Genomic DNA, 19543 nt, shown 5'->3' on the forward strand with positions numbered 1-19543 from the left:
TTGCCGCTACTTTCACCGTCGCACCCGGCGAACGGCGGAACGGTCGAATTCAACGAAATCGCCCCCGCGTACCCGTCCGATAGGTATCCACCCGGTGATCCCGGTCGTCCCACACGAGATACACTGGCCGTACACCTTCGCCTCCACGGTCGAGCCGTCGACGCCGACCGACTGGAAGTTCTCGACGACCAGATCCGTGAGCGCGCACTGACACAGATCCGGCGTGTCGAGCCGCCACAGTTCGCTGACACGCACTTCCCGGCTGTCGTTGACGGAGATCCACGCACCATCGTCGAGGACGCGCAAACGAGTGGTCACGCCTTGGGTTCGGCCGCGACGACCCAATGGGTGGCGCTGCTCGCAACCGACGACAGTACCGATGACGGCCGGATATCGGAAAACCGGCAGACTACACCGACATACGTGTAAAGTTACTCTCCGATCTACCGGACATGAAATCCGGTATCCGAGAGTAGTGGTCCGATTTACGCGTGTGCCGACGCTTATGACTCCCGGGCGCGCACGTCGGTGTAATGACCGATTCGGTTCCTGACACCACCGACGATCGACTCGTCGACCCGCTCGACGGGACACACCGACAGCACGCGTCCGCGGACGTGGCGCCCGAACTCTTCGAGGACGCCTCGGAGCGACGATGACCGAGCGAGGCGATTCCCGAGCGACGAACGACGACGAGCGGAGCGGCGCCAGGGACGGGACCGAGGGAGAGCCGGACGCCGAACCCGACGACGGCCACCTCGACGACGTCGAGGACGGCGCGGGGTGTACGGAGATCTGGGAGCGGCTCTCCGAGCGCCGGGAGGAGTAGTAAGCGCGGGGGTTACGACAGCTGCGCGGCGATGTCGGCCTCGGTGATGATCCCGACCGTCTCGCCGCCGTCGGTGACCATCACGGCCTTGTAGTGGTCGAGGAGGTTCCGGACCTCGTCGACGGTTGGGGACGGCGCGACCGTCAGGAACGACTCGCTTATCACCTCGCTGACCGGGTGGTCACCGACGTTCTCGCCCGCGTGGACGATGATCGCCCTGGCTGATCGGGCTGACCGACACGGCGTTCTGGAGGACGGGGAGCTGCGAGTACGCTTCCGCCTCAATCAGGTCGACCGCCTCGCTCATGGCGTCGCCGGGCGCGACGCTGATCACGGTCTCGTTCATCAGGTCCGTCGCGTGCACGACCTCGCCTTCCGCCTCCTGAAGGGCGTTCACGATGCGGCGGAGCGTCGAGAGCCGCGGGTCGATGTCGCCGCCCTCGATCCGCGCTATGAGGGGTGTCTGAGTGTAATTATACGGGCTTTCCGCGTTTCTACATAAGAGCGAAGGTTCTAAATTAGGCGTGTAAATCAGGAAAGAGCGACTCACACTGCTGTTTGGCCTCCTCTGGCGACCAGAGCTTCGACCGGTAGTTGAGATCGAACGCTGTCGTCGTGCCAGCCTGTCTCACAGCCGCCAACAGGTCGGCCGTCGTCTCCGCGAGCGTCGGCGAGAGCGCTGGCGTGATCCCGCTCGTGTAAAACGCGTCAGCGTCAGCGATTTTACCCCCATCAATTTCGCTCGGTGTGGCCGTTGTGGTCGCCGCGTCGGCGCGGTCCTAAATGACAGTCGTCCCCCTCGGAATGGAGCCCTCCTCGATGTAGTAGTCCCCTTGTCGCGCTTCGTCGACCTACGCGACACGCGGCTCGACGCCGTGGTGCCTGACCTCGTTTGTGACTCGACGTCCGAGCGGCGAGTCGAGGAGCTTCGAGAGCCACACTGCCGGCGCGCCGAGCCGGGCGGCCGCAATCGCAACGTTGCTTTCGGCGCCGGCCGTCCGGAACTCCAACGACGTGGCGGTTTCCAAGTGCTCTCCAGACGGCGGGTTCAAGCGGAGCATCGTCTCGCCGAACGTGACGAGACTGCCCGTCATCGGTGCGTCTCCGCCAGTGCCGTGAACTCGCTTGCGGCCTCGGTCAGCTCACCGAACTCCCCGTTGTCGATTGCGTCGCCATCGACGATCGCACTACCGACGCCGAGGGCGACGGCGCCGGCGTCGAAGAACGCCGCGGCGTTGTCCAGCGAGACACCGCCTGTCGGGATCAACGAGACCTGCGGTAACGGTCCGTTGATAGCGCTTACCTGCTCGGGACCTACGGTCGAAGCGGGGAACAGCTTACAGAAGTCAGCGCCAGCCTCCGTGGCGGTGAGCGCTTCTGTCGGCGTCATCACACCGGTCGCGATGGGCGTCTCGTACCGGTTACACGTTTCGATGACGTCTGCATTGACTGTCGGCGTGACGACAAACTCCGCGCCTGCCAGTTGGACGGCCCGGGCGGTTTCGGCGTCTAGAACCGTGCCAGCGCCGATAGCGACGTCGTCGTGCTCGGCTGACAGCCGCCGGATCATTTCGACTGCGCCGGGTGTGTTAGCTGTTATTTCGATCGCATCGACACCGCCCGCTGCGATGGCATCGACGACCTCACTGCACACATCCGGTTCGATCCCACGAATAATCGCGACAATACCCGTCTCTAAGATGCGCTCGCGCGCGGCAACCTCGCTCATTCCTATACAGGTACATACTGTGTAGCCGTACATAACTTCGGTGATGGGATCGGGCGGCTGCCGCGGACACCCGCGGCAGTCGGCGTCCGCTATCGAAGTCAGACCGGACAACGGCTCGCTACCGGATCGGTAACGAGCCGTTTTAGTACCATTCGATGGAATCGACAGCAGCAGAACACACCTCATTAGTCTGAAATGGACAGATTAGAGCTGATTGGCGCCGTGCGTCACTCGCTGTTGAGCGCGAATGTCAGGGCTTCACCGCCGACGGTCGCGTCGATGGTTCCATCCCGAAGAGTTGCCTTCGATGCACGGTCGGACCCCCCTGTGAGTGTTGCGGCGTCGCCGAGTAGGTCACCAGTATCCGTGGAGACAACGGCAAACACAGCCGCGCCGTGCGGCGCCAGCTCCCGCTCGACGACTTGACCGTCGACGACTTCACCGGAGAGGCCGTCCCAGATAACTCGGTCACCCTCCTGGCCGTACTCGTGTGCGTCGAATCGGACAGTCGACCGCTTGTTTTGCCAATTAAACAACGCAACAGTCGTGGCGCCGTCGCCTGGCCTATCGCAGACAATCCGCGACGGGAACCTCTCTCCGTCGAGTCCAACGACCTCGCCGCCGGATGCTGGCGGGATGGACCGTTGGAGGAGCCGCCGACCAGCTGTGTCGATTTCCGCAAGCCGGTCCGAGAACATGTTTACGCCGCCGGACACGGCGACGAGCACCGCGAACGCCTCACGCTCGGATGCGGTGAGATCGCTCGTGTCCCGAACCAGCTGACAGTCGGGGTCATTGAGCCACCACCGGCGGTGTAGGAAGTTCCGATTCAGGGTGTTTCTGACCGCGTTTTTCAGTCCCGGCTGGCTGCCGGATTCACCTGGTGTCTCCCACGTCGGGTCGGTGTCCGGGCCGATACGCATCGCGTCGAAGAGGCCGACGCTCGGGGCCATCGGCGCGCCGCAGCCCAGAAGGAACACGTCGTCGCCGGCCGCCTCGGTAATCGCTTCGACTCCGCGCCGGTACGCCTCGATCCGCGTCGCCTCTGCGTCGTAGCGCTCGCCGGGCAGCGCCGCGGCAAACAGGAAATCGAGTTTTAAATAAGTGAACCCCCACTCGTCGACGACCGTCGACACGGTTTCCCGCAGCCACTTGAGGACCTCCGGATGCGTCGTGTCGAGCCCGTACAGTTCCGACCCGGCGCGAAAGCCGCCGTCGACCGGTGTTCCGGGGCCGTCTGAAGGCGCCTCCGTCGGCTCCGTCACGAACCACTCGGGGTGGTCAGCGTACAGGTCGGCTCCTTCCTCCACATAAAAAGGCGCAAGCCACAGCCCCGGTCGGTACCCCGCGGTCGCGATGTCGTCCGCGACAGCGCTCATATCTTCGAACCCGTCGGCGAAGGACCGCCAGTCGCCGAACGCCTTCATATACCCGTCGTCGATCTGGACGACATCAACCGGGATTCCCCAGTCGCGAAGCTCTGCGAGGTTTTCCCGGACGTCTGCCTCGGTAAGATCGGTGAAGTAGTGATACCACGAGCACCAGCCGGTCGGCGCATTCTCGGGTACTTGTGCGTCCATCCGGTCCCCGACCTCGTCAGCCAGCGCGGCGAGCCCTGCTCGGAGTTCTCGGTCGGCGTCGACCCACAACGGCGGCAGCGTCAGGCGCTCGCCGGGCGCCAGGCGCGTCTCTTCAAGCGGACACACCGCGCGGACCGTCTCGATACCGCCGTTGTCGTCGTCGATATCGAACCGGGTGCAGTAGCGGTCGTGTTCGAGGAATCCGGCCGTGACAACGCGGTCGTCCTCAACGAATCCGGCTAGGTAGCTACTAACGCGGTTGTCTTCCGGCGCTACGAGGTCGTTCATCATCGGGGCGTTGTCCGGATCCTCTTCCGGAAAGCGCTCGCCGACTGGGACTGTCCCCGTCGACGACCACGACTGGTAGCCGTGTCGGTACACGCGCGCGTCCGACCCGAATGCGGTCTCGAACGAGAGCGCCACCTCGTCGCCGCAAATCGACTCGTTACCCGTGTTCGCCACCGTACAGGCCACGGTGACGCCGCCTGCTTCGTCCGACAGTGACACGTCTACGACCTGTGGATGGTCGTCCGCAGTACCGGACGCTTGGAGAATCCCGGTGAGTAGGTCGCCGGTGTCGTCCGCGACCGCGAGTTCCTGTCTGTCCGGCTCATACGTGACCGTGGTGGCACCTACAGAGTGTTCGCGCATACACAAATCACAGCACCCCGCTACAAATAGCCACTCACGTCAGCGCCATAATCGGCTGATCACCGGCAGACGGCGAAGCAGCCGTCGGCCATCCGAACGCTTACGTGGCGTGATAGAGTGGGTCGGTCATGCGTCTTGGTGTCTGTTATTTCCCGGAACACTGGCCGAGCGAAGAGTGGGAACGCGACGTGGAAGCGATGGCTGACGCCGGTCTCGAATACGTGCGAATGGCGGAGTTCTCGTGGGGTGTACTTGAACCCGAGCGCGGAGAGTTCAATTTCGAGTGGCTCGACGAAGCCATCGAACTCATCGGCGACCACGGAATGCAAGTCGTGTTGTGTACCCCGACGGCGACGCCGCCAAAGTGGCTGGTCGATGAGCGGCCGTCGATCCGCCAAGAGGAGCCAGATGGGACGGTCCGGGAACACGGCAGCCGCCGCCACTACTGTTTTAATTCTGAGGCCTACCGCGAGGAGACGACTCGAATCGTCGAGCGCGTGACGGAGCGATACGCCAACTCGCCGCACGTCGCCGGGTGGCAGACGGATAACGAGTTCGGCTGTCACCGCACCATCAGGTGTTACTGTGACGACTGTGCCGACGCGTTTCGGATGTGGCTCGCCGACCGCTACGACGATGTCGACCAGCTCAACGAGGCGTGGGGGAATCGGTTCTGGAGCCAACAGTACAGCTCCTTCGAGGAGGTCGATCCGCCGGGACCGACCCCGGCCGAGCATCACCCCTCGCGACTGCTCGCGTACGCCCGGTTCTCCAGCGACTCGGTCGTCGACTACAATCGCCTCCACGCCGACCTCATTCGCGACGCTAACCCCGACTGGTTCGTCACGCACAATTTCATGGGGCGGTTCCCAACCCTGAACGCCTACGACGTGAGCGACGACCTTGACCTCGTTTCGTGGGACTCGTACCCGACGGGATTCGTACAAGACCGCTTCGCCGACGAGGCGTCTCCGGACCAACTGCGCGCCGGCGACCCCGATCAGGTGGGGATGGACCACGACTTGTACCGAAGCGCGCTCGACCGCCCGTTCTGGGTGATGGAACAGCAGCCGGGCGATGTCAACTGGCCGCCACACTGCCCGCAACCGGGTGAGGGCGCGATGCGGCTCTGGGCACACCACGCCGCGGCTCACGGTGCCGACGCCGTCCTTTACTTTAGATGGCGGCGCTGTCTCGAAGGCCAAGAACAGTATCACGCCGGACTCCGCAAGGCCGACGGCTCCCCAGACCGCGGGTACACAGACGCTACACAGACATCCGGGGAGTTCGATACACTCGGCGAGACCGACCACGTCGACGCGCCAGTTGCGGTCGTGTTCGACTACGACTCGCTGTGGGCGCTCGACGCCCAACCACATGCGCCTGACTTCGACTACTGGGCACTCCAAGAGGCCTTTTACCGCGCTGTGCGCGGCCACGGCGTTCAGGTCGACGTGGTTCCGCCGACCGCCAACCTCTCGGGGTACGAAGCCGTCGTCGCGCCTGCGCTCCACCTCGTCACCGACAGCCTCTCCGAACGTCTAACCGACTACGCCACGGCCGGCGGCGAGCTACTCTTCGGCCCTCGCACGGGCGTGAAAGATGCGGAAAACAAGCTCAGACCGGCGTCACAGCCCGGCCCCCTGGCCGATCTTGTGGGTGCGACCGTCGACCAACACGAGTCGCTCCCGCGACGCCTCGAAGCGGCAGTCCGGCCCGTCGACGAGTCCGATGTCGACGACGACTCGATCATCCCGTTCCGAACGTGGGCCGAGTGGCTCGACCCCGACGCGGCCGAGACGCAATACGAGTACGATATGGACGGTCCGGCTGATGGTCGCTCGGCAGTCGTCACCAACGCAGTCGGCGACGGTCACGTCACCTACTGCGGGGTCTGGCCCGAGTCGGCGTTGGCCGAGACGCTCGCGGCAGACCTGCTCGACCGCGCAGGCGTCCGACGCGCCGAGCGCCTCCCCAACGGCGTCCGCATCGGCTACCGCGGCGGCCACACGTGGGTGACAAACTTCACGGGCGACCATCTCCGACTACCCGGCATCGACGCCGAATCGCTTGTCGTCGACGACACCGACAGAGACGCCATCGACATAGGGGCGGCCGGTGGCGAGATAGACGCAGATGCACACTGCGTCGTCGTGGGGCCGTACGGGGTCGCTGTCGTCGAAGGCGATCACGTTGACGGGTTGCAGGTCGCCGAGCAGTAATCGATCGGATTTTAAGACAGCTCAGATATTTAAAAGAGCGCCCGCGAGCGCTCGGCAGCTATTCTGAGCGCTCTCGCGCCCGGTAGTCCGGGAGCGTGTCGTCTTGCATCACCGCGCCGCGGCCGCCGTCGACGAGCAGTGCGCTCCCCGTGACGAAGGCGGCGTCCTCGCTTGCGAGGAAGGATACCGCACCGGCCACGTCGGCCACCGTGCCGATGCGACCGGTCGGGTGGATCGATTCGACCTCTTCGAGTCGGCCCTTGGGCAGTTCGTCACGCGTCCGCTCAACTTCAACCCAGCCGGGGACGACGGTGTTCACCCGGATCTGCGGCCCGAAGTCCACCGCGAGCGATCGCGTCATGCCGTTTATCCCCGCCTTTACCGCGTTGTACGGGAAGTGCGCGGGCATCGTCGCGTACGCGTGATTTGAGGAGACGTTGACGATGGCGCCGCGGTCCATGTGTTCGAGCGCGGCCCGTGCCGCCAGCCAGTACGCCCGGAAGTCCGTCTCCAAGACGAACGACCAGTCGTCAAGCGTCGCCTCCGCGGCGGTCGTCTCCGTCTGTACACCGGCGTTGTTGACGAGGACATCGACCGAGTCGTAGCGCTCGGCCGCGGCCTCCACCAGCGCGGCCACGTCGTCCGGGTCGCGCATGTCGGCGCGCACGAACGTCGCGTCGCCCGTCAGTGGGGCGTCGTCTGCGCGTTGCTCGTCAGCCCCCCGGTTCGACTCCGAGATGCGCTCGGCGACGGCCTCACCGGCGGCCGCGGTCCGGCCGCTGACGACGACGTTCGCCCCCTCGGCCGCGAACCGCTCGGCCACGCCGGCGCCGATTCCCCGCGTCGAGCCGGTGACGATTACGGTTTGCCCGGCGAAGCGCCCGGGGACGGCATGTTCGGCCGGCGACTCGTGTCGGCGGGTCATGGCGCCCTCCGGGACCGAAGCGTCGGTGCGGCTCGTCGCGCGTGTCCGTCCTGTCTCGCTTGGGTCGACACGGCGATCACCACTCCGCGACGGAGCCGTCCTCGTGGCGCCACACGGGGTTGTGCCAGTCGACGTCGCCACGCTGATCGCGAACGTGTTCCTCGTCGATTTCGATCCCCAGCCCGTCGCCGTCGGGGATGTCGACGAAGCCGTCGCGGTACTCGAAGACCGAGGGATCGGCGAGGTAGTCCAGCACGTCACTCGTCTCGTTGTAGTGGATGTCGAGTGACTGTTCTTGGATCAGCGCGTTCGGCGTGCAGGCGTCGACCTGGATACAGGACGCAAGCGCGATCGGCCCCAGCGGGCAGTGCGGAGCGACCGACACGTCGTACGCCTCGGCCATCGACGCGATCTTCTTCAGCTCGGTGATCCCGCCGGCGTGGGAGACGTCCGGCTGGATCAGGTCGACGGCGTCCGCCTCCAGCACTTCCTTGAAGTCCCACCGCGAGTACATGCGCTCGCCAGTCGCGACGGGGATCGTGGTCGACTGCCGGATCGCCGGCAGCGCGTCGTTGTTTTCGGGCAACACCGGCTCCTCGATGAACATCGGGTCGTACGGCTCCAGCGCGGCTGCGAGCCGGCGCACCATCGGTTTCGACACGCGGCCGTGGAAGTCGACCCCGATGTCGACCTCGTCGCCGACCGCCTCGCGGACCGCCGCGATCCGGTCGACCGCGTCGGCGACGGTGGCCGGAGTGTCGATCGGTCGCAGCTCGGCGGTGGCGTTCATTTTTAGTGCCGAAAAGCCCGCATCGGCTTTCTCTCGGGCGGCCTCGCCCACGTCCGCCGGGCGGTCGCCCCCGATCCACTGATACACCCGGATCCGGTCGCGAGCGCGACCGCCGAGCAGTTCGTGGACCGGCGCGCCGAACTGCTTGCCTTTGAGATCCCAGAGCGCCTGGTCGACGCCGGCGATGGCGCTCATCAGGATGGGACCGCCCCGGTAGAAGCCGCCCCGATACATCGCCTGCCAGTGATCTTCGATCCGCGTCGGGTCCTCACCGAGGAGGTAGTTGTCGAGGAGTTCCTCGACGGCCGCGACGACCGTGTGCGAGCGCCCCTCGACGATCGGTTCTCCCCAGCCCACGGTGCCGTCGCTCGTCGTCAGCTTCAAGAACAGCCAGCGGGGCGGTACTTCGAACAGCTCGTAGTCAGTAATATACATGATACGTTATGACTCAGTGGTTCCGACGACGGACAGGTCGACGGTGTCGGTTTTGGTCTTGAGCGCGTCGCCGTTTTCGACATCGAACAGATACACGGCCGCCTCACTGAAGTCGAAGGCGACCTGCGTGTCCTCAGCCGGCCGGATGGACGGTTCGACGCGGGCGGTGAGTTCGTGGCCGCCCATCTCCATGTAGAGGAAGTTCTCGTTGCCCATCGGTTCGACGACCGTCACGTCAGCCACGTTCGCTCCCGAGTCGATGATAGTGATGTCTTCCGGGCGGATACCGACGCTGACGCGGTCGTGTCCTTCGACCGGCGCCGGGTCGTCGAGCGTGTAGGTGAACCCGCCGGGTCCTCGAAGGGTGTCGCCGTCGACGTCGGCCGTGAGGAGGTTGATACTCGGCGAGCCGATGAAGTCCGCAACAAACTGGTTGACCGGCGAGCGGTACACCTCCTCCGGGGAGCCGACCTGCTGGAGTACGCCGCCGTCCATCACGGCGATCCGATCGCCCATCGCCATCGCCTCGGTCTGGTCGTGGGTGACGTACACTGTCGTCACGTCGAGGTCGGCCTGAAGCTCCTGGAGCTCCGTCCGCATGTCCGACCGAAGCTTCGCATCGAGGTTGCTGAGCGGCTCGTCCATTAGGAACACGGACGGCTCGCGGACGATTGCGCGGCCCAGCGCTACGCGCTGTTGTTGCCCTCCCGAGAGCGCTTTCGGCTTCTCGTTGAGGAGCTTGCTGATACCCAGCATCTCGGCGACGTCCTCGACTTTCTCTTCGATTTCGTCGCCGGTGAGCTTCGTCGAGAGCTTCAGCCCGAAGCCGATGTTGCTTCGGACGGTCATGTGCGGGTACAGCGCGTAGTTCTGGAACACCATCGCCACGTCGCGCTCGCTGGCCCGGCGGTCCGTGACGTCTTGGTCGCCGAACGCAATAGACCCCTCAGTCACGTCTTCGAGACCGGCGAGACAGCGAAGCGTCGTCGATTTCCCGCAGCCGGACGGACCGACCAACACGAGGAACTCGCCGTGGTCGATATCGACGGAGAGATCCTTTACCGCGACCACCTTCTCGGTTCCGGAGTCGTACACCTTGTCTAGGTCTGTGATGTTGATTCCTGCCATAGTTACTCCTTAAGCGACCCCGCGAGGATGCCACTGACGAACTGCTTTTGTAACACTAAGAACAGCACGACCATCGGCACGATGGCGAGCGTCGCCGCTACCATGATCTGATCGTAATAGATCCGCTGGAACCCGGTCAGCTGTGCCAGCCCGATCGGGATCGTGTACATGTCCGAGGATTCTAAGATCACGAGCGGGTAGAGGAACAGGTCCCACTGGAAGAGGAACAGAATGATCGCGAGCGCGGCCAGCGACGACCGCATCGTTGGGAGCGCGATTCGGTAGAATATCTGGAACTCCGTCGCCCCGTCCATCCGCGCGGACTCAAGCAGGGCGTCTGGAATCGATTTCATGTTCTGTCGCATGAGGAAGATTCCGATGGGGTTCGCTGCCCACGGGAGAATTATCGCTCGGAACGTGTTCGTCCAGTCCAGCTGTGCCATCAGCAGGAACAGCGGGATAACGAGCAGCTGGATGGGTAACACGAGCGTCGCCAAAATCGTGTAGAAGATCGGCTCTTTGTACTTGAACTCATACTTCGCGAACGCAAAGCCGGCCATCGAACACAGCACAAGCGACAGCAGCGTGTAGATGACGGCGATGAGGACGCTGTTCCGGATCGTCCGGACGAAGTCGAGTCGCTCCTGCAGGGCCGCGAAGTTGTCCATAAACGCGGTGCCGGGGATCAACCGCGGCGGGAACTGCAGAAACTGCTCTTGCGGGAGCGTTGCGGCCACCAACATCCAGTACAGCGGGACCATCATCACGATGACCATCGTGATGACGAACGCGTAGGTGAGGAACTGCCAGACCGCGTCCTTACGACGCTGGTCGCGCATCAGTCCTCACCTCCGATTTTGATCTGGACGACCGAGAACACGCTGACGATCGCCACGAAGACGACCGTGAGCGCGCTCGCGTAGCCGAGGTTGAAATTGATGAATGCCTGTCGGTAGATGTACTGCACGATAGTGATAGTGGAGTTCGTCGGACCGCCGCCGGTGATGACGTACGGCTCGGCGAACAGTTTGAAGGTGCCAATTGTCGACAGCACGACAACGAACAGCAACACCGGTTTGAGCTGCGGGAGCGTGACGTACCGGAACTTCTCCCAGCGGTTCGCCCCGTCAATCTCCGCGGCCTCGTACAGTTGCTGTGGAATCGTCTGGAGACCGGCGAGGAGGATGATCATGTTGTATCCCGTCCATCGCCACGTCACGGCCGCGATGATCGTGTTTCGCGCCCAGAACCCGTCGGTCAGCCACGGGACCGGACCCAGTCCGACGCCCGCGAGCACGTAATTGAGGAATCCCAGTTGCTCGTTAAAGAGCAACAGGAACACCGTCGAGTACGCCACGAGGTTGGCCGACACTGGCAGCGCGATGGCGGTCCGGAACACCCCTTTCAGTCGCATAAAGGAGGCGTTCAGCGCGAGCGCGAGCGCGAGCGCAAGCCCGATCATCAACGGGACCTGGATGACCAAGATGTACGAGGTGTTAAACATCGACTGCCAGAACAGGTCGTTGCCGAACAGCCGAGCGTAATTTCCGAGCGCGACAAATTCAAGCTGTGCTATCCGCGGTATTTCGATGTACAGCGGGCCTAGATCGATCCAGAACAGCGAGCCCTGTCCGACGCCCTGGTACTCGAAGAACGACAGGTACAGCGTGTAAAACACCGGGAAGGCGAGGAACACGCTGAAAAGTAGAAAGAACGGAGAGATGAACAGGTACGCGACCCGCGGCAGCGTCGGCGTCGCCGCTGTCAGGTCCTGTCTCGCGAACCGGAATCTGTCCCATACCGGACGGAACGCTCGTCTGAACTCTCGCGTCGCTTCCCGGACTTTCTCACTGACACGGCGCCGGTACGCTTGGCCGGTTCGATCAGTTGTCTCGTCAGAATTTGCCATGCGATCGATTGCCTCGATTACGCGAGGTCTCGATCAGTGTTTTCGGCGACCGTCTCCGCAGCAGCCTGTACGGCCTCCTCAGGCGACTGCTCGCCGTTTATCATGCGCTGGAGTTCGGTTTCCATTGCCTGCGACACTTCGGGTGTGTCGGCGGTGAACCGGTAACCCGGCGCGTTCTGTGCGACCTCGGCGAACAGCGCACGAGCCGCCTGTCCGTCGTAGAAGTCCAGTTCCTCGTCGAACACTGGCTCGTCGTAGACGGTCTCCAGTGCCGGGAATAGTCCGTATTCGTCGTACATGGCGAGTTGCATCTCCTCGGTGGCCAGCGACCACTCCATGTAGTCCCAGCCGCGCTGTTTCTTTTCTTCGGAGACCTGGTTGGCGATCATGAGGTTGGAACCGCCCCAGTTCGACGCTCGTGGACCGCCGGACTCCAGGGCGGGAATCTTGTACACGCCCCAGTCGCCGGCGGTGTCGGGTAGCTCTGCGCGCAACGTCCCCTCCATCCACGCCGCCGAAGGGAGCGACGCGATGGTCGCGTCGCCGTACGCGCTGAACCACGCCGAGGTCCAGCCCTCAATGTTGGCCGCGATGTCGGCGTCGTAGATCTTTTTGATGTTTTGGGCCACTTTGAGTGACTTCTCGTTGTGGATGTTCACCTCGCCGCTGTCCAGGAACGGCTCGCCGGACAGCTGACGGAACTGGTAGCGCCAGACGCCAGAGAGGTCGCCCTCGGGGAGGTTGAGCATGTACTGGTCGTCCGGGAGCTTCTGGCCCTCTTCGATGAGGTCTGCCCACGTCTCGATCGACGAGGGGTCGATATCGTGTTCGTCGTACACCGACCGGCGGTAGTAGACCGCCGTCGGGCCAGTATCCCACGGGAGCGCGTAGATGTCGCCGTCGACAGTGAGTGCTTCCCACTTGCCGGAGACGAAGTCCTCCTGAACGCCCGCCTCATCGATTTCGTCGGTGAGGGGGGCGATGGAGTCAGTCGCGATGAACGAGGGACCGTCAACGGACTCAAGCATGGAGACCGCCGGCGCACCGGAGCCGGAAAGCAGGTTGGTCTGGAGGCGGTCTTTCATCGCCGAGCGACCGAACTCCTCGACCGCGACCGTCGCGTCGTTTTCTGCCTCGTACTCTTCGGCCGTGATCTGTAGCGCTCGCGCGGCAACGTCCCAGCCCCACACGTCGATTTCGGACGCCATCGCCGTGTTTCCGCTGCCGTCACTGCTGTCACCGCCGTCGCTGCCGTCGCTGTCGTCGCTGCCGTCGCTGCCGTCGCTGCCGTCTCCACTGCCCGGATCACCGGTTCCGACACAGCCTGCGAGGCCCGCGATCCCCGCAAGTCCTGCGCCTTTCATCAGCCGTCGTCGCCCCACTTGTGCGTAGCTTAGTTTATCAGTCATGATCGTACCTGACTATTGCTCTGTTATAGTATAGATATATAAATGTACTGGACAACTGTTCTAAAAGTAGGTTACAAACGCTCGTGATGTGTTTTCTTGGTCAGAACAAGACTATCTTATATAAGTTATTACACTATATGGCGGCGAATCTATTTAATTTTGCTCATTGAATATTGTGTTATTATATTTGAGTTTGAAAATATATTCATAGCTCCCACAACGTTCATCCATGGTAAACAAAGATTATACCTCTGTCGTCCGTACAACCTATCGAAACGATGGGAGATGTAGACTCCGTCACCGTTCAGGCAACCGCGACATCCCTCCAGATCCTCGAAGAGCTATATGAGCGTGACGGCGGCGGCGTCACCGAACTAGCCGACGAATTAGCAGTCTCGAAGAGCGCGGTCTACAACCACCTCTCGACGCTCTGTACGCTCGGATATGTGACGAACACGGAGGGAATGTACAAACTCACGCACCAATGCCTCCGGATTGGGTTCGGGACACGAGAACGGAACCCCGTCTACCAAGCGGCACGTGGTGAAATTCGGGGGCTCGCACGAAACACGAACGCGGTGGCGAACCTCGTCGTCCCCGAGGGGCCGAACGTAGTGTACCTCCACCGCGCCGGCCAGCAGGACCACCCGATTCCGATCGGTGGGAGCGTCCAACTTCACGCGGCCGCCGCCGGGAAGGCGGTCCTCGCGTTCCGGTCCCCGGACGAGATCGACGCGTACGTCGCTCGACACGGACTCGATCAGGAGACCGAACGAACCGTGACAGATCCCGCGACGCTCAGATCAGAGCTCCGGTCGATCAGAGATCGAAAGATCGCATTCGACCGCGGCGAACTCGACGGAAACTGGCGCTGTGTCGCCTCGCCTATCGTCGTCGACGGTGACCCTATGGGCGCGGTTAGCGTCTCTGGACCGGCCGACGAGATGCAGGGAAAGCGACTCGAAGAAGACACAGCTGGGCTCGTATCCAGCACCGCAAAAACGATCGAACTCGAACTGTTGTGACGCGGCAGCCCTCCTCGATTCGGTCCGAGTTAATATCTCTCCGGAAACAGAATTTTCGTCAGAACTGATCGACTCGACCAGATCACGGATAGTGGAATAATTGCAATCCCCCGCGGCACTGAGCGGGATGACATTGTAGCGGTCGCAAACCCCGTCGTCGACGCCAGCGACGAGCTCATTCGAGCCCCACGGCGACTGCGTCAGTTCAGGTCGTGCCGCACTGCTTGGGACGCACAAAATACTCCCTTTGGCGGTCACCGGAGGGCTGCTTTTTCGTCCGCGAAGCCGACCGTGACGAAGTACTCGAGGGACTCATCGAACCGGCCGACGACGCGTTATCGGCGCGCGCCTACCCGATTTGGATCCTCATCTATCACAAGGTCGTCAACGATACAATCGTGGCCGCCGACGAGGCAAGCGATCCGATCGCGGTCACGTGGTATCCGATCTGCGGGAGCGGCGTCGACTACGGCGCGACCGTCGACGGCCGGCAACTCATCCTCGGCATCTCGGGGAAGCGGCCTCCTCAGCGATCAAGTGGATCCTCGTGTCCTACTTCGGGTATCAGAGCTTCTCAACCGCCATGTTCGGGCGCATCGAGTGCCACGAGGCGATCAACGCCTACGCTCGCGAGCTCCTCCTTGACGCAAAGACCGCACTCGAAGCGGCCGGCTGGCGGGTGGTGCGTGGCATCATCGACTCCATCTAGGTAACACCCGCCGACGATTGCGAGCAGCGCCCCTTAGAGGTGGTCGCCGTCGAGATCAGCGAAGAGGCGGGCATCGAGTTGGAGTACGAATGCGCGTTCAAGTGGGTCGCGTTCTGTCCGATGCGGAACTCCGAGTCAGGAGCGCTCACTCGGTACTTCGGGAAGCGTCGTGGTGAGGCGCATCCTGAGGCGGGACTCGGCGATGCAATAAACAAAACCCGCCTTACTGCCAGGTATTCGTTGCTACAGATGAGCGTTCTAGCGTTTGGACCCGTCTACACTTCACGAACCACGAAGCGCATCCACTGGTGATTCATTAGCAGCCTTCCATGCGGGATAGATCCCGCTCAGAATACTTGCGACGAGCGCGAAGATGAATCCATACAGGAGGTATCTCGAACTTGACCAAGCCAATGCGAGGGCTGGGTCACCGGCTAACACGTTGAACATCACCACACCGACAACGAGGGATCCGGCAGCGCCGACAAGCCCACCGACCACGCCTAAGAATGCGGCCTCGGTCAGTATCATACGGAGTACTTCGCCGCGGCGGACACCCACGGCACGTAACACTCCAATTTCCCCCCGCCGTTCTATTGTGCTCATTAACATGACATTCAGAATGGCAACACTCGCTACGAACAGTGAAATAGAGCCAATACCGAGGAGTGCAAGCTCTAGCGTGTCGGTAAATGAGCTGATGTTCTCTTGGACACTCGCGTAGGTGGTCACACTGAGAACTTCGTCATCGTCCTCGTTGAAGTGCTCCTCTATCGTGGTTGCCGCTTCGGTTGCGGCATCTCCGTCCTCAGCGATGATGGTGACAGAATTATAGTCGTCCTGTTGGTTGAGCGCTGAGAGCGGAAGCACAAGTTCTCCCCCGCCATCAGAACCAAAGCCACTTTGTGAGGCGATGAATCCCCGAATACGGAACAGTTGTCCTTCATATTCGATTGGATCACCGATCTCCAGCCCGAGTGTCTGTGCAGTACTCTCGGAAATGAGAGCCCCTGTTTCAAGTCGTGTGGGCTCAGTTCCAACAGAGAGATCATACAACGGTGCTGGGTTTGTCAGACCCGTTACCTGAACGTTCGCTTCTTCGCCATTCCGTGCTGAAAGCTCTGTAAAATTCGTTTTTTGCGGAATGACGGATACCCCCGGCAAGATATTCCGAATCGTCTCAACTTGCGCATCGGTGATGCCGTCAGTATCGATATCTTCTCCGGGCGAGATGATTGCTTGATCGGTGAGACCACCGAGGCTTGAGGTGGCCTGCTGTTCGAGCGCCACCCCAGCCATACCGAGTGACGCGATCGCAATCACGCCGACCACGATACCCAGCACCGCGAGAGCGGTCCGGGTCCGGTTGCGACCGAGGTTTCGCCACGCCATCAGCACGCTTGGGAAGCGGCGAAGAACGCTTGTACGCCCCACTACTGGACCACCCCATCAACAATACGGACAACTCGATCCGCATACGCCACTAGCTGCTCGTCGTGAGTGATCGAGACGACCGCGATGTTTTCTTCTTGTTTCAGTCGGGTTATCTCATCGAGAACCGTCTTCCCAGTGTCTTGATCGAGGTTTCCAGTTGGCTCGTCTGCGAGCAGGATATCGGGTTCATTGATCAGCGAACGGGCGATGGCGACGCGCTGTTGTTGTCCGCCAGAGAGTTCGTCAGGCGTGTGCGTGAGTCGGTCACCGAGACCAACCCGCTCTAGCAGATCGGAAGCACGCTCTCGACGATCAACATCGGTGTCCCACATTGACGGCAACTCAACGTTCTCTTCGGCTGTGAGCATCGGAAGCAAGTGGAAGTCTTGGAAGACGAATCCAAGCTGTGACCGACGTTCCTCCGTCCGCTCATCCTCATCGAAATCGGTGATGTTGCGCCCGTCAAGGAAAATCTTGCCCGTAGTCGGAGTATCTAACAAACCGATCATGTTGAGCATCGTGCTTTTGCCGCTTCCTGACGGCCCGGTCACGACGACCATCTCACCGCGGTTAGCGTGGAAGTCGACATTTTTCAGCGCCTCAATCGTCTCAGCCTCGGTGTTGTATCGTTTGACTACGTCTCTGAGTTGGATTACACTCATTCACGATTCCACAGATATCGGCCGAGGCCTCCTAGTGTAAGAACGAGCACTACTCCAAGGATTATCAGTAGGGGTGGCAGCCCGGACTGGTTCTGTTCGCCCCCCGAAGTGGCTTCTGGTTGGGTCTGCCCCGCTGCTCCAGTAGTCGCATTGAGTGACGATATATCGACTGTCTGCGTCTTCGTCACGCGGTCATTGTCAGCGATATACGCGACCCTAATCGGGACTGTATCTCGCTCAACGCTCGCTGTCAGTTCAAACGTCGAAAATTCGCTGGCGTCAACAGACCCAACGAAGTACTCTCCAGACCCACCGGCGGGGGTGATGCCGTCTGTCGTCGGGATGCTGATGAGAACCGACTCAACATCGGTGCCACCAATATTCGCTGCCTCACCATCGATCGAGACCGTTGAGCCGCTTGCTGTCACGTCGATACTCGTGAGGCGAATCTCTCCCGTGACCTGCTGATCGCGTGTTGCTGTCCGCGTTGTTTCGTACTGCTCACCGCGTGCAGTATACGTCGCGGAGAAGTTGATGATGTCAGTGTCGTACTCTCCGGTGTCGAATGTTACCGAGGTCTCCTCGTCGGGATCGACATCAAACACATCTCTGCTGTCACGCACGCTGTCGTCCGCTGTCGCCGTTATCTCGATATTAGACAGTTCGACATTTCCGTAGTTCGTGAAGGTGACCGTGGTCTCATCAGACCCGTTTGAGGCCGTCGACAGCCCACCGTTGATATCGAGTTCTTGCACATCTACTGTCACAGGACTGTAGATGGCACGGAGATTCCCGCCAGACGCGCGTTTAGCAGAAACGTGCGCTTTGAGGTTTTTTTGTCCTGCTTGCTCAAAGGATGTCGTCATTTTGACGGTGAGGCTTCCACCGGGAGCAAGTGACCCGACATCTTCAACGCGTTCATAGTGCTCTTGATTCGTTCGAAGCATGATACTAGAGACATCAGCGATGCTGTTGCTGCCTTCTTGATTTGTCACTGTGACATTGAATGTCGTCATTTCACCAACAACCGGATCTTCTGGTGACGCATCTACAGACACGCTGACTGCCGATTGTTGCGCAGAAGCGACAGTTGCGCCCCCGAAGGCCACACATATAATTGTGAGAAGTGTGAGAGAAACTGGCAGCAGCTGTTGCCGTCTCACGAGGGTATCACCCGCTTTGGGGCAGCCAGGGCAAGTTGTGTCAGCATGTACCAGCAAATCTCGCACCGAACTGTGTGTTGGGGGGAATGTACCTGCACATCTCATTTAAATCAGTCTGTGGATAAAAAGGCCAAGTCTATGTTGAGTTCATTCAATCGGCCTTGTAAATCAATGCCTTATGTAGAAATCCGGTGAATAGGGGACTGTAAGTGTTACATAAGGCAACAGGTATCGCTGACAAGTGAATCCTGAACCCACGTCACGGTCGACATCGACCGTGGCCTGTCTGCCCATCCCGTCACGTCGCCAGTTGTAGAGCGGTACGGCTTACTCAGGGCTGAAACCACTTCTTAGGCGGCGTTTCACTCTATGAGGTTTCCGGAGACAGATTTATAACGATTGAATGTGTACCTTTTGACAGGTGGTATGTATGGCCACACCAAGCTATGCGGGGGCAGAGTCGCATCACCACCCAGATAGCGACATTAAGACGGGTAACACCGCAGTCTGGCCACTCGTTGAGTGCCTTGGTGGGAGCGTGGGGGCTGGAATTATTTTTCTCCTCTCCCTCCCAGTGTTAGCCGACCTCATGAGTCCGCTTGGAGCCCTGTCTCCAACTGGCCTCCTCGTCGTGTTTCTGTTCGCGTGGCTGTTCTTGTGGCTACTCATCGCTGTGACTCGCGAGCGAGTCACCGACTGAGTAGTCACAGAACAGTGTATACCCTATCTTCAGTCAAACACGTTGGTGAAGTCCTGAAGAAGATCGTATGACGACTTTCCATCAGCACAAGATGGAATTGGATCCTCCCAGCATTCGATCTTGAGTGTTTGTGCATCCGATAGCTGATGCGGGTCAGTCCGCACATTGAGAATGGCCGTATGGTGAAGTACCTCGGGGACAAGCCCCGAGGCTTCACCGTTGTGTCTGTATCGTCCAGAGACG

At 61.2% G+C, this 19543-nt stretch carries 18 protein-coding genes and 3 pseudogenes; 7 read left to right on the forward strand and 14 right to left on the reverse strand.

Features of this window, described 5'->3' with window-relative positions:
* Nucleotides 1–12: 12 nt before the first annotated feature.
* Nucleotides 13–318 (reverse strand): hypothetical protein, encoded by a 306-nt coding sequence (locus EXE50_RS12535; protein ID WP_199241436.1) that lies wholly within the window; start codon nucleotides 316–318, stop codon nucleotides 13–15.
* A 215-nt stretch (nucleotides 319–533) separates the two neighbouring features.
* Here EXE50_RS12535 and EXE50_RS17890 point away from each other — a divergent pair, with 215 nt between their 5' ends.
* Together EXE50_RS17890 and EXE50_RS17495 are read left to right on the forward strand one after the other, a co-directional pair.
* The gene (locus tag EXE50_RS17890) at nucleotides 534–659 is read left to right on the forward strand and encodes a hypothetical protein (RefSeq protein ID WP_255410369.1); all 126 of its coding nucleotides are present in this window, start codon (nucleotides 534–536) and stop codon (nucleotides 657–659) included.
* Nucleotides 656–829 (forward strand): hypothetical protein, encoded by a 174-nt coding sequence (locus tag EXE50_RS17495; RefSeq protein ID WP_199241437.1) that lies wholly within the window; start codon nucleotides 656–658, stop codon nucleotides 827–829. The genes EXE50_RS17890 and EXE50_RS17495 overlap by 4 nt, the downstream gene beginning before the upstream one ends.
* A gap of 12 nt (nucleotides 830–841) precedes the next feature.
* Here EXE50_RS17495 and EXE50_RS12540 read toward each other — a convergent pair.
* From EXE50_RS12540 to EXE50_RS12555, 4 genes and pseudogenes are all read right to left on the reverse strand, one after another.
* A pseudogene (locus EXE50_RS12540) lies at nucleotides 842–1289 on the reverse strand (CBS domain-containing protein); the annotation flags it as partial.
* Nucleotides 1290–1362: 73 nt separating this feature from the next.
* Nucleotides 1363–1923 (reverse strand): annotated as a pseudogene (locus tag EXE50_RS12545) (PfkB family carbohydrate kinase); the annotation flags it as partial.
* A complete protein-coding gene (locus tag EXE50_RS12550) occupies nucleotides 1920–2558 on the reverse strand; it encodes a bifunctional 4-hydroxy-2-oxoglutarate aldolase/2-dehydro-3-deoxy-phosphogluconate aldolase (protein WP_137705226.1) in 639 nt (212 codons plus the stop codon). The pseudogene EXE50_RS12545 and the gene EXE50_RS12550, both read right to left, overlap by 4 nt.
* 227 nt (nucleotides 2559–2785) lie before the next feature.
* Entirely contained in the window at nucleotides 2786–4789 is a 2004-nt protein-coding gene (locus tag EXE50_RS12555) for a glycoside hydrolase family 36 protein (RefSeq protein WP_137705227.1), read from the reverse strand.
* 128 nt (nucleotides 4790–4917) lie between these two features.
* Here EXE50_RS12555 and bga point away from each other — a divergent pair, with 128 nt between their 5' ends.
* On the forward strand, nucleotides 4918–7011 hold the full coding sequence (bga, locus tag EXE50_RS12560) for a beta-galactosidase Bga (RefSeq protein WP_053773111.1): 2094 nt from the start codon (nucleotides 4918–4920) through the stop codon (nucleotides 7009–7011).
* 58 nt (nucleotides 7012–7069) lie between these two features.
* On the opposite strand, the gene EXE50_RS12565 is transcribed toward bga, so the two are convergent.
* From EXE50_RS12565 to EXE50_RS12590, 6 genes are all read right to left on the reverse strand, one after another.
* A complete protein-coding gene (locus EXE50_RS12565) occupies nucleotides 7070–7936 on the reverse strand; it encodes an SDR family NAD(P)-dependent oxidoreductase (protein WP_053773110.1) in 867 nt (288 codons plus the stop codon).
* A 76-nt stretch (nucleotides 7937–8012) separates the two neighbouring features.
* Complete coding sequence (gene dgoD, locus EXE50_RS12570) at nucleotides 8013–9161, reverse strand: galactonate dehydratase (protein ID WP_053773109.1); 1149 nt, start codon at nucleotides 9159–9161, stop codon at nucleotides 8013–8015.
* Nucleotides 9162–9167: 6 nt separating this feature from the next.
* Nucleotides 9168–10289 (reverse strand): ABC transporter ATP-binding protein, encoded by a 1122-nt coding sequence (locus EXE50_RS12575; protein WP_053773108.1) that lies wholly within the window; start codon nucleotides 10287–10289, stop codon nucleotides 9168–9170.
* Nucleotides 10290–10291: 2 nt separating this feature from the next.
* Nucleotides 10292–11128 carry a carbohydrate ABC transporter permease gene (locus EXE50_RS12580; protein WP_053773107.1) on the reverse strand — a complete coding sequence of 279 codons (837 nt, stop codon included), beginning with the start codon at nucleotides 11126–11128 and terminating at the stop codon, nucleotides 10292–10294.
* Nucleotides 11128–12198 carry a carbohydrate ABC transporter permease gene (locus EXE50_RS12585; protein ID WP_053773106.1) on the reverse strand — a complete coding sequence of 357 codons (1071 nt, stop codon included), beginning with the start codon at nucleotides 12196–12198 and terminating at the stop codon, nucleotides 11128–11130. Before EXE50_RS12585 ends, EXE50_RS12580 begins: the two co-directional genes overlap by 1 nt.
* A gap of 17 nt (nucleotides 12199–12215) precedes the next feature.
* Nucleotides 12216–13562, reverse strand: a complete 1347-nt coding sequence (locus EXE50_RS12590; protein WP_137705228.1) for an extracellular solute-binding protein — start codon at nucleotides 13560–13562, stop codon at nucleotides 12216–12218.
* Nucleotides 13563–13885: 323 nt separating this feature from the next.
* Between EXE50_RS12590 and EXE50_RS12595 the strand changes: the two genes are divergently transcribed.
* The 3 genes and pseudogenes from EXE50_RS12595 to EXE50_RS18025 all read left to right on the forward strand — a co-directional run bounded on the left by EXE50_RS12595 (nucleotide 13886) and on the right by EXE50_RS18025 (nucleotide 15341).
* Nucleotides 13886–14632 carry an IclR family transcriptional regulator gene (locus EXE50_RS12595; RefSeq protein ID WP_053773104.1) on the forward strand — a complete coding sequence of 249 codons (747 nt, stop codon included), beginning with the start codon at nucleotides 13886–13888 and terminating at the stop codon, nucleotides 14630–14632.
* A 398-nt stretch (nucleotides 14633–15030) separates the two neighbouring features.
* A pseudogene (locus EXE50_RS18020) lies at nucleotides 15031–15090 on the forward strand (hypothetical protein); the annotation flags it as partial.
* An 89-nt stretch (nucleotides 15091–15179) separates the two neighbouring features.
* Nucleotides 15180–15341 (forward strand): hypothetical protein, encoded by a 162-nt coding sequence (locus tag EXE50_RS18025; protein ID WP_394324745.1) that lies wholly within the window; start codon nucleotides 15180–15182, stop codon nucleotides 15339–15341.
* A 282-nt stretch (nucleotides 15342–15623) separates the two neighbouring features.
* Here EXE50_RS18025 and EXE50_RS12605 read toward each other — a convergent pair whose 3' ends face one another.
* Genes EXE50_RS12605 through EXE50_RS12615 form a run of 3 tightly spaced genes read right to left on the reverse strand, consistent with a single transcriptional unit; the run spans nucleotide 15624 to nucleotide 18546 of the window.
* Nucleotides 15624–16775 (reverse strand): ABC transporter permease, encoded by a 1152-nt coding sequence (locus tag EXE50_RS12605; RefSeq protein ID WP_394324744.1) that lies wholly within the window; start codon nucleotides 16773–16775, stop codon nucleotides 15624–15626.
* The gene (locus EXE50_RS12610; RefSeq protein ID WP_053773102.1) at nucleotides 16775–17437 is read right to left on the reverse strand and encodes an ABC transporter ATP-binding protein; all 663 of its coding nucleotides are present in this window, start codon (nucleotides 17435–17437) and stop codon (nucleotides 16775–16777) included. The genes EXE50_RS12605 and EXE50_RS12610 overlap by 1 nt, the downstream gene beginning before the upstream one ends.
* On the reverse strand, nucleotides 17434–18546 hold the full coding sequence (locus tag EXE50_RS12615) for a CARDB domain-containing protein (RefSeq protein WP_158293669.1): 1113 nt from the start codon (nucleotides 18544–18546) through the stop codon (nucleotides 17434–17436). The genes EXE50_RS12610 and EXE50_RS12615 overlap by 4 nt, the downstream gene beginning before the upstream one ends.
* A 484-nt stretch (nucleotides 18547–19030) precedes the next feature.
* Between EXE50_RS12615 and EXE50_RS17580 the strand changes: the two genes are divergently transcribed.
* Nucleotides 19031–19300 carry a hypothetical protein gene (locus EXE50_RS17580; RefSeq protein ID WP_167551940.1) on the forward strand — a complete coding sequence of 90 codons (270 nt, stop codon included), beginning with the start codon at nucleotides 19031–19033 and terminating at the stop codon, nucleotides 19298–19300.
* Nucleotides 19301–19543 lie beyond the last annotated feature (243 nt).

Source organism: Halorubrum sp. ARQ200, assembly GCF_005435115.1.
Lineage (GTDB): Archaea > Halobacteriota > Halobacteria > Halobacteriales > Haloferacaceae > Halorubrum > Halorubrum tropicale.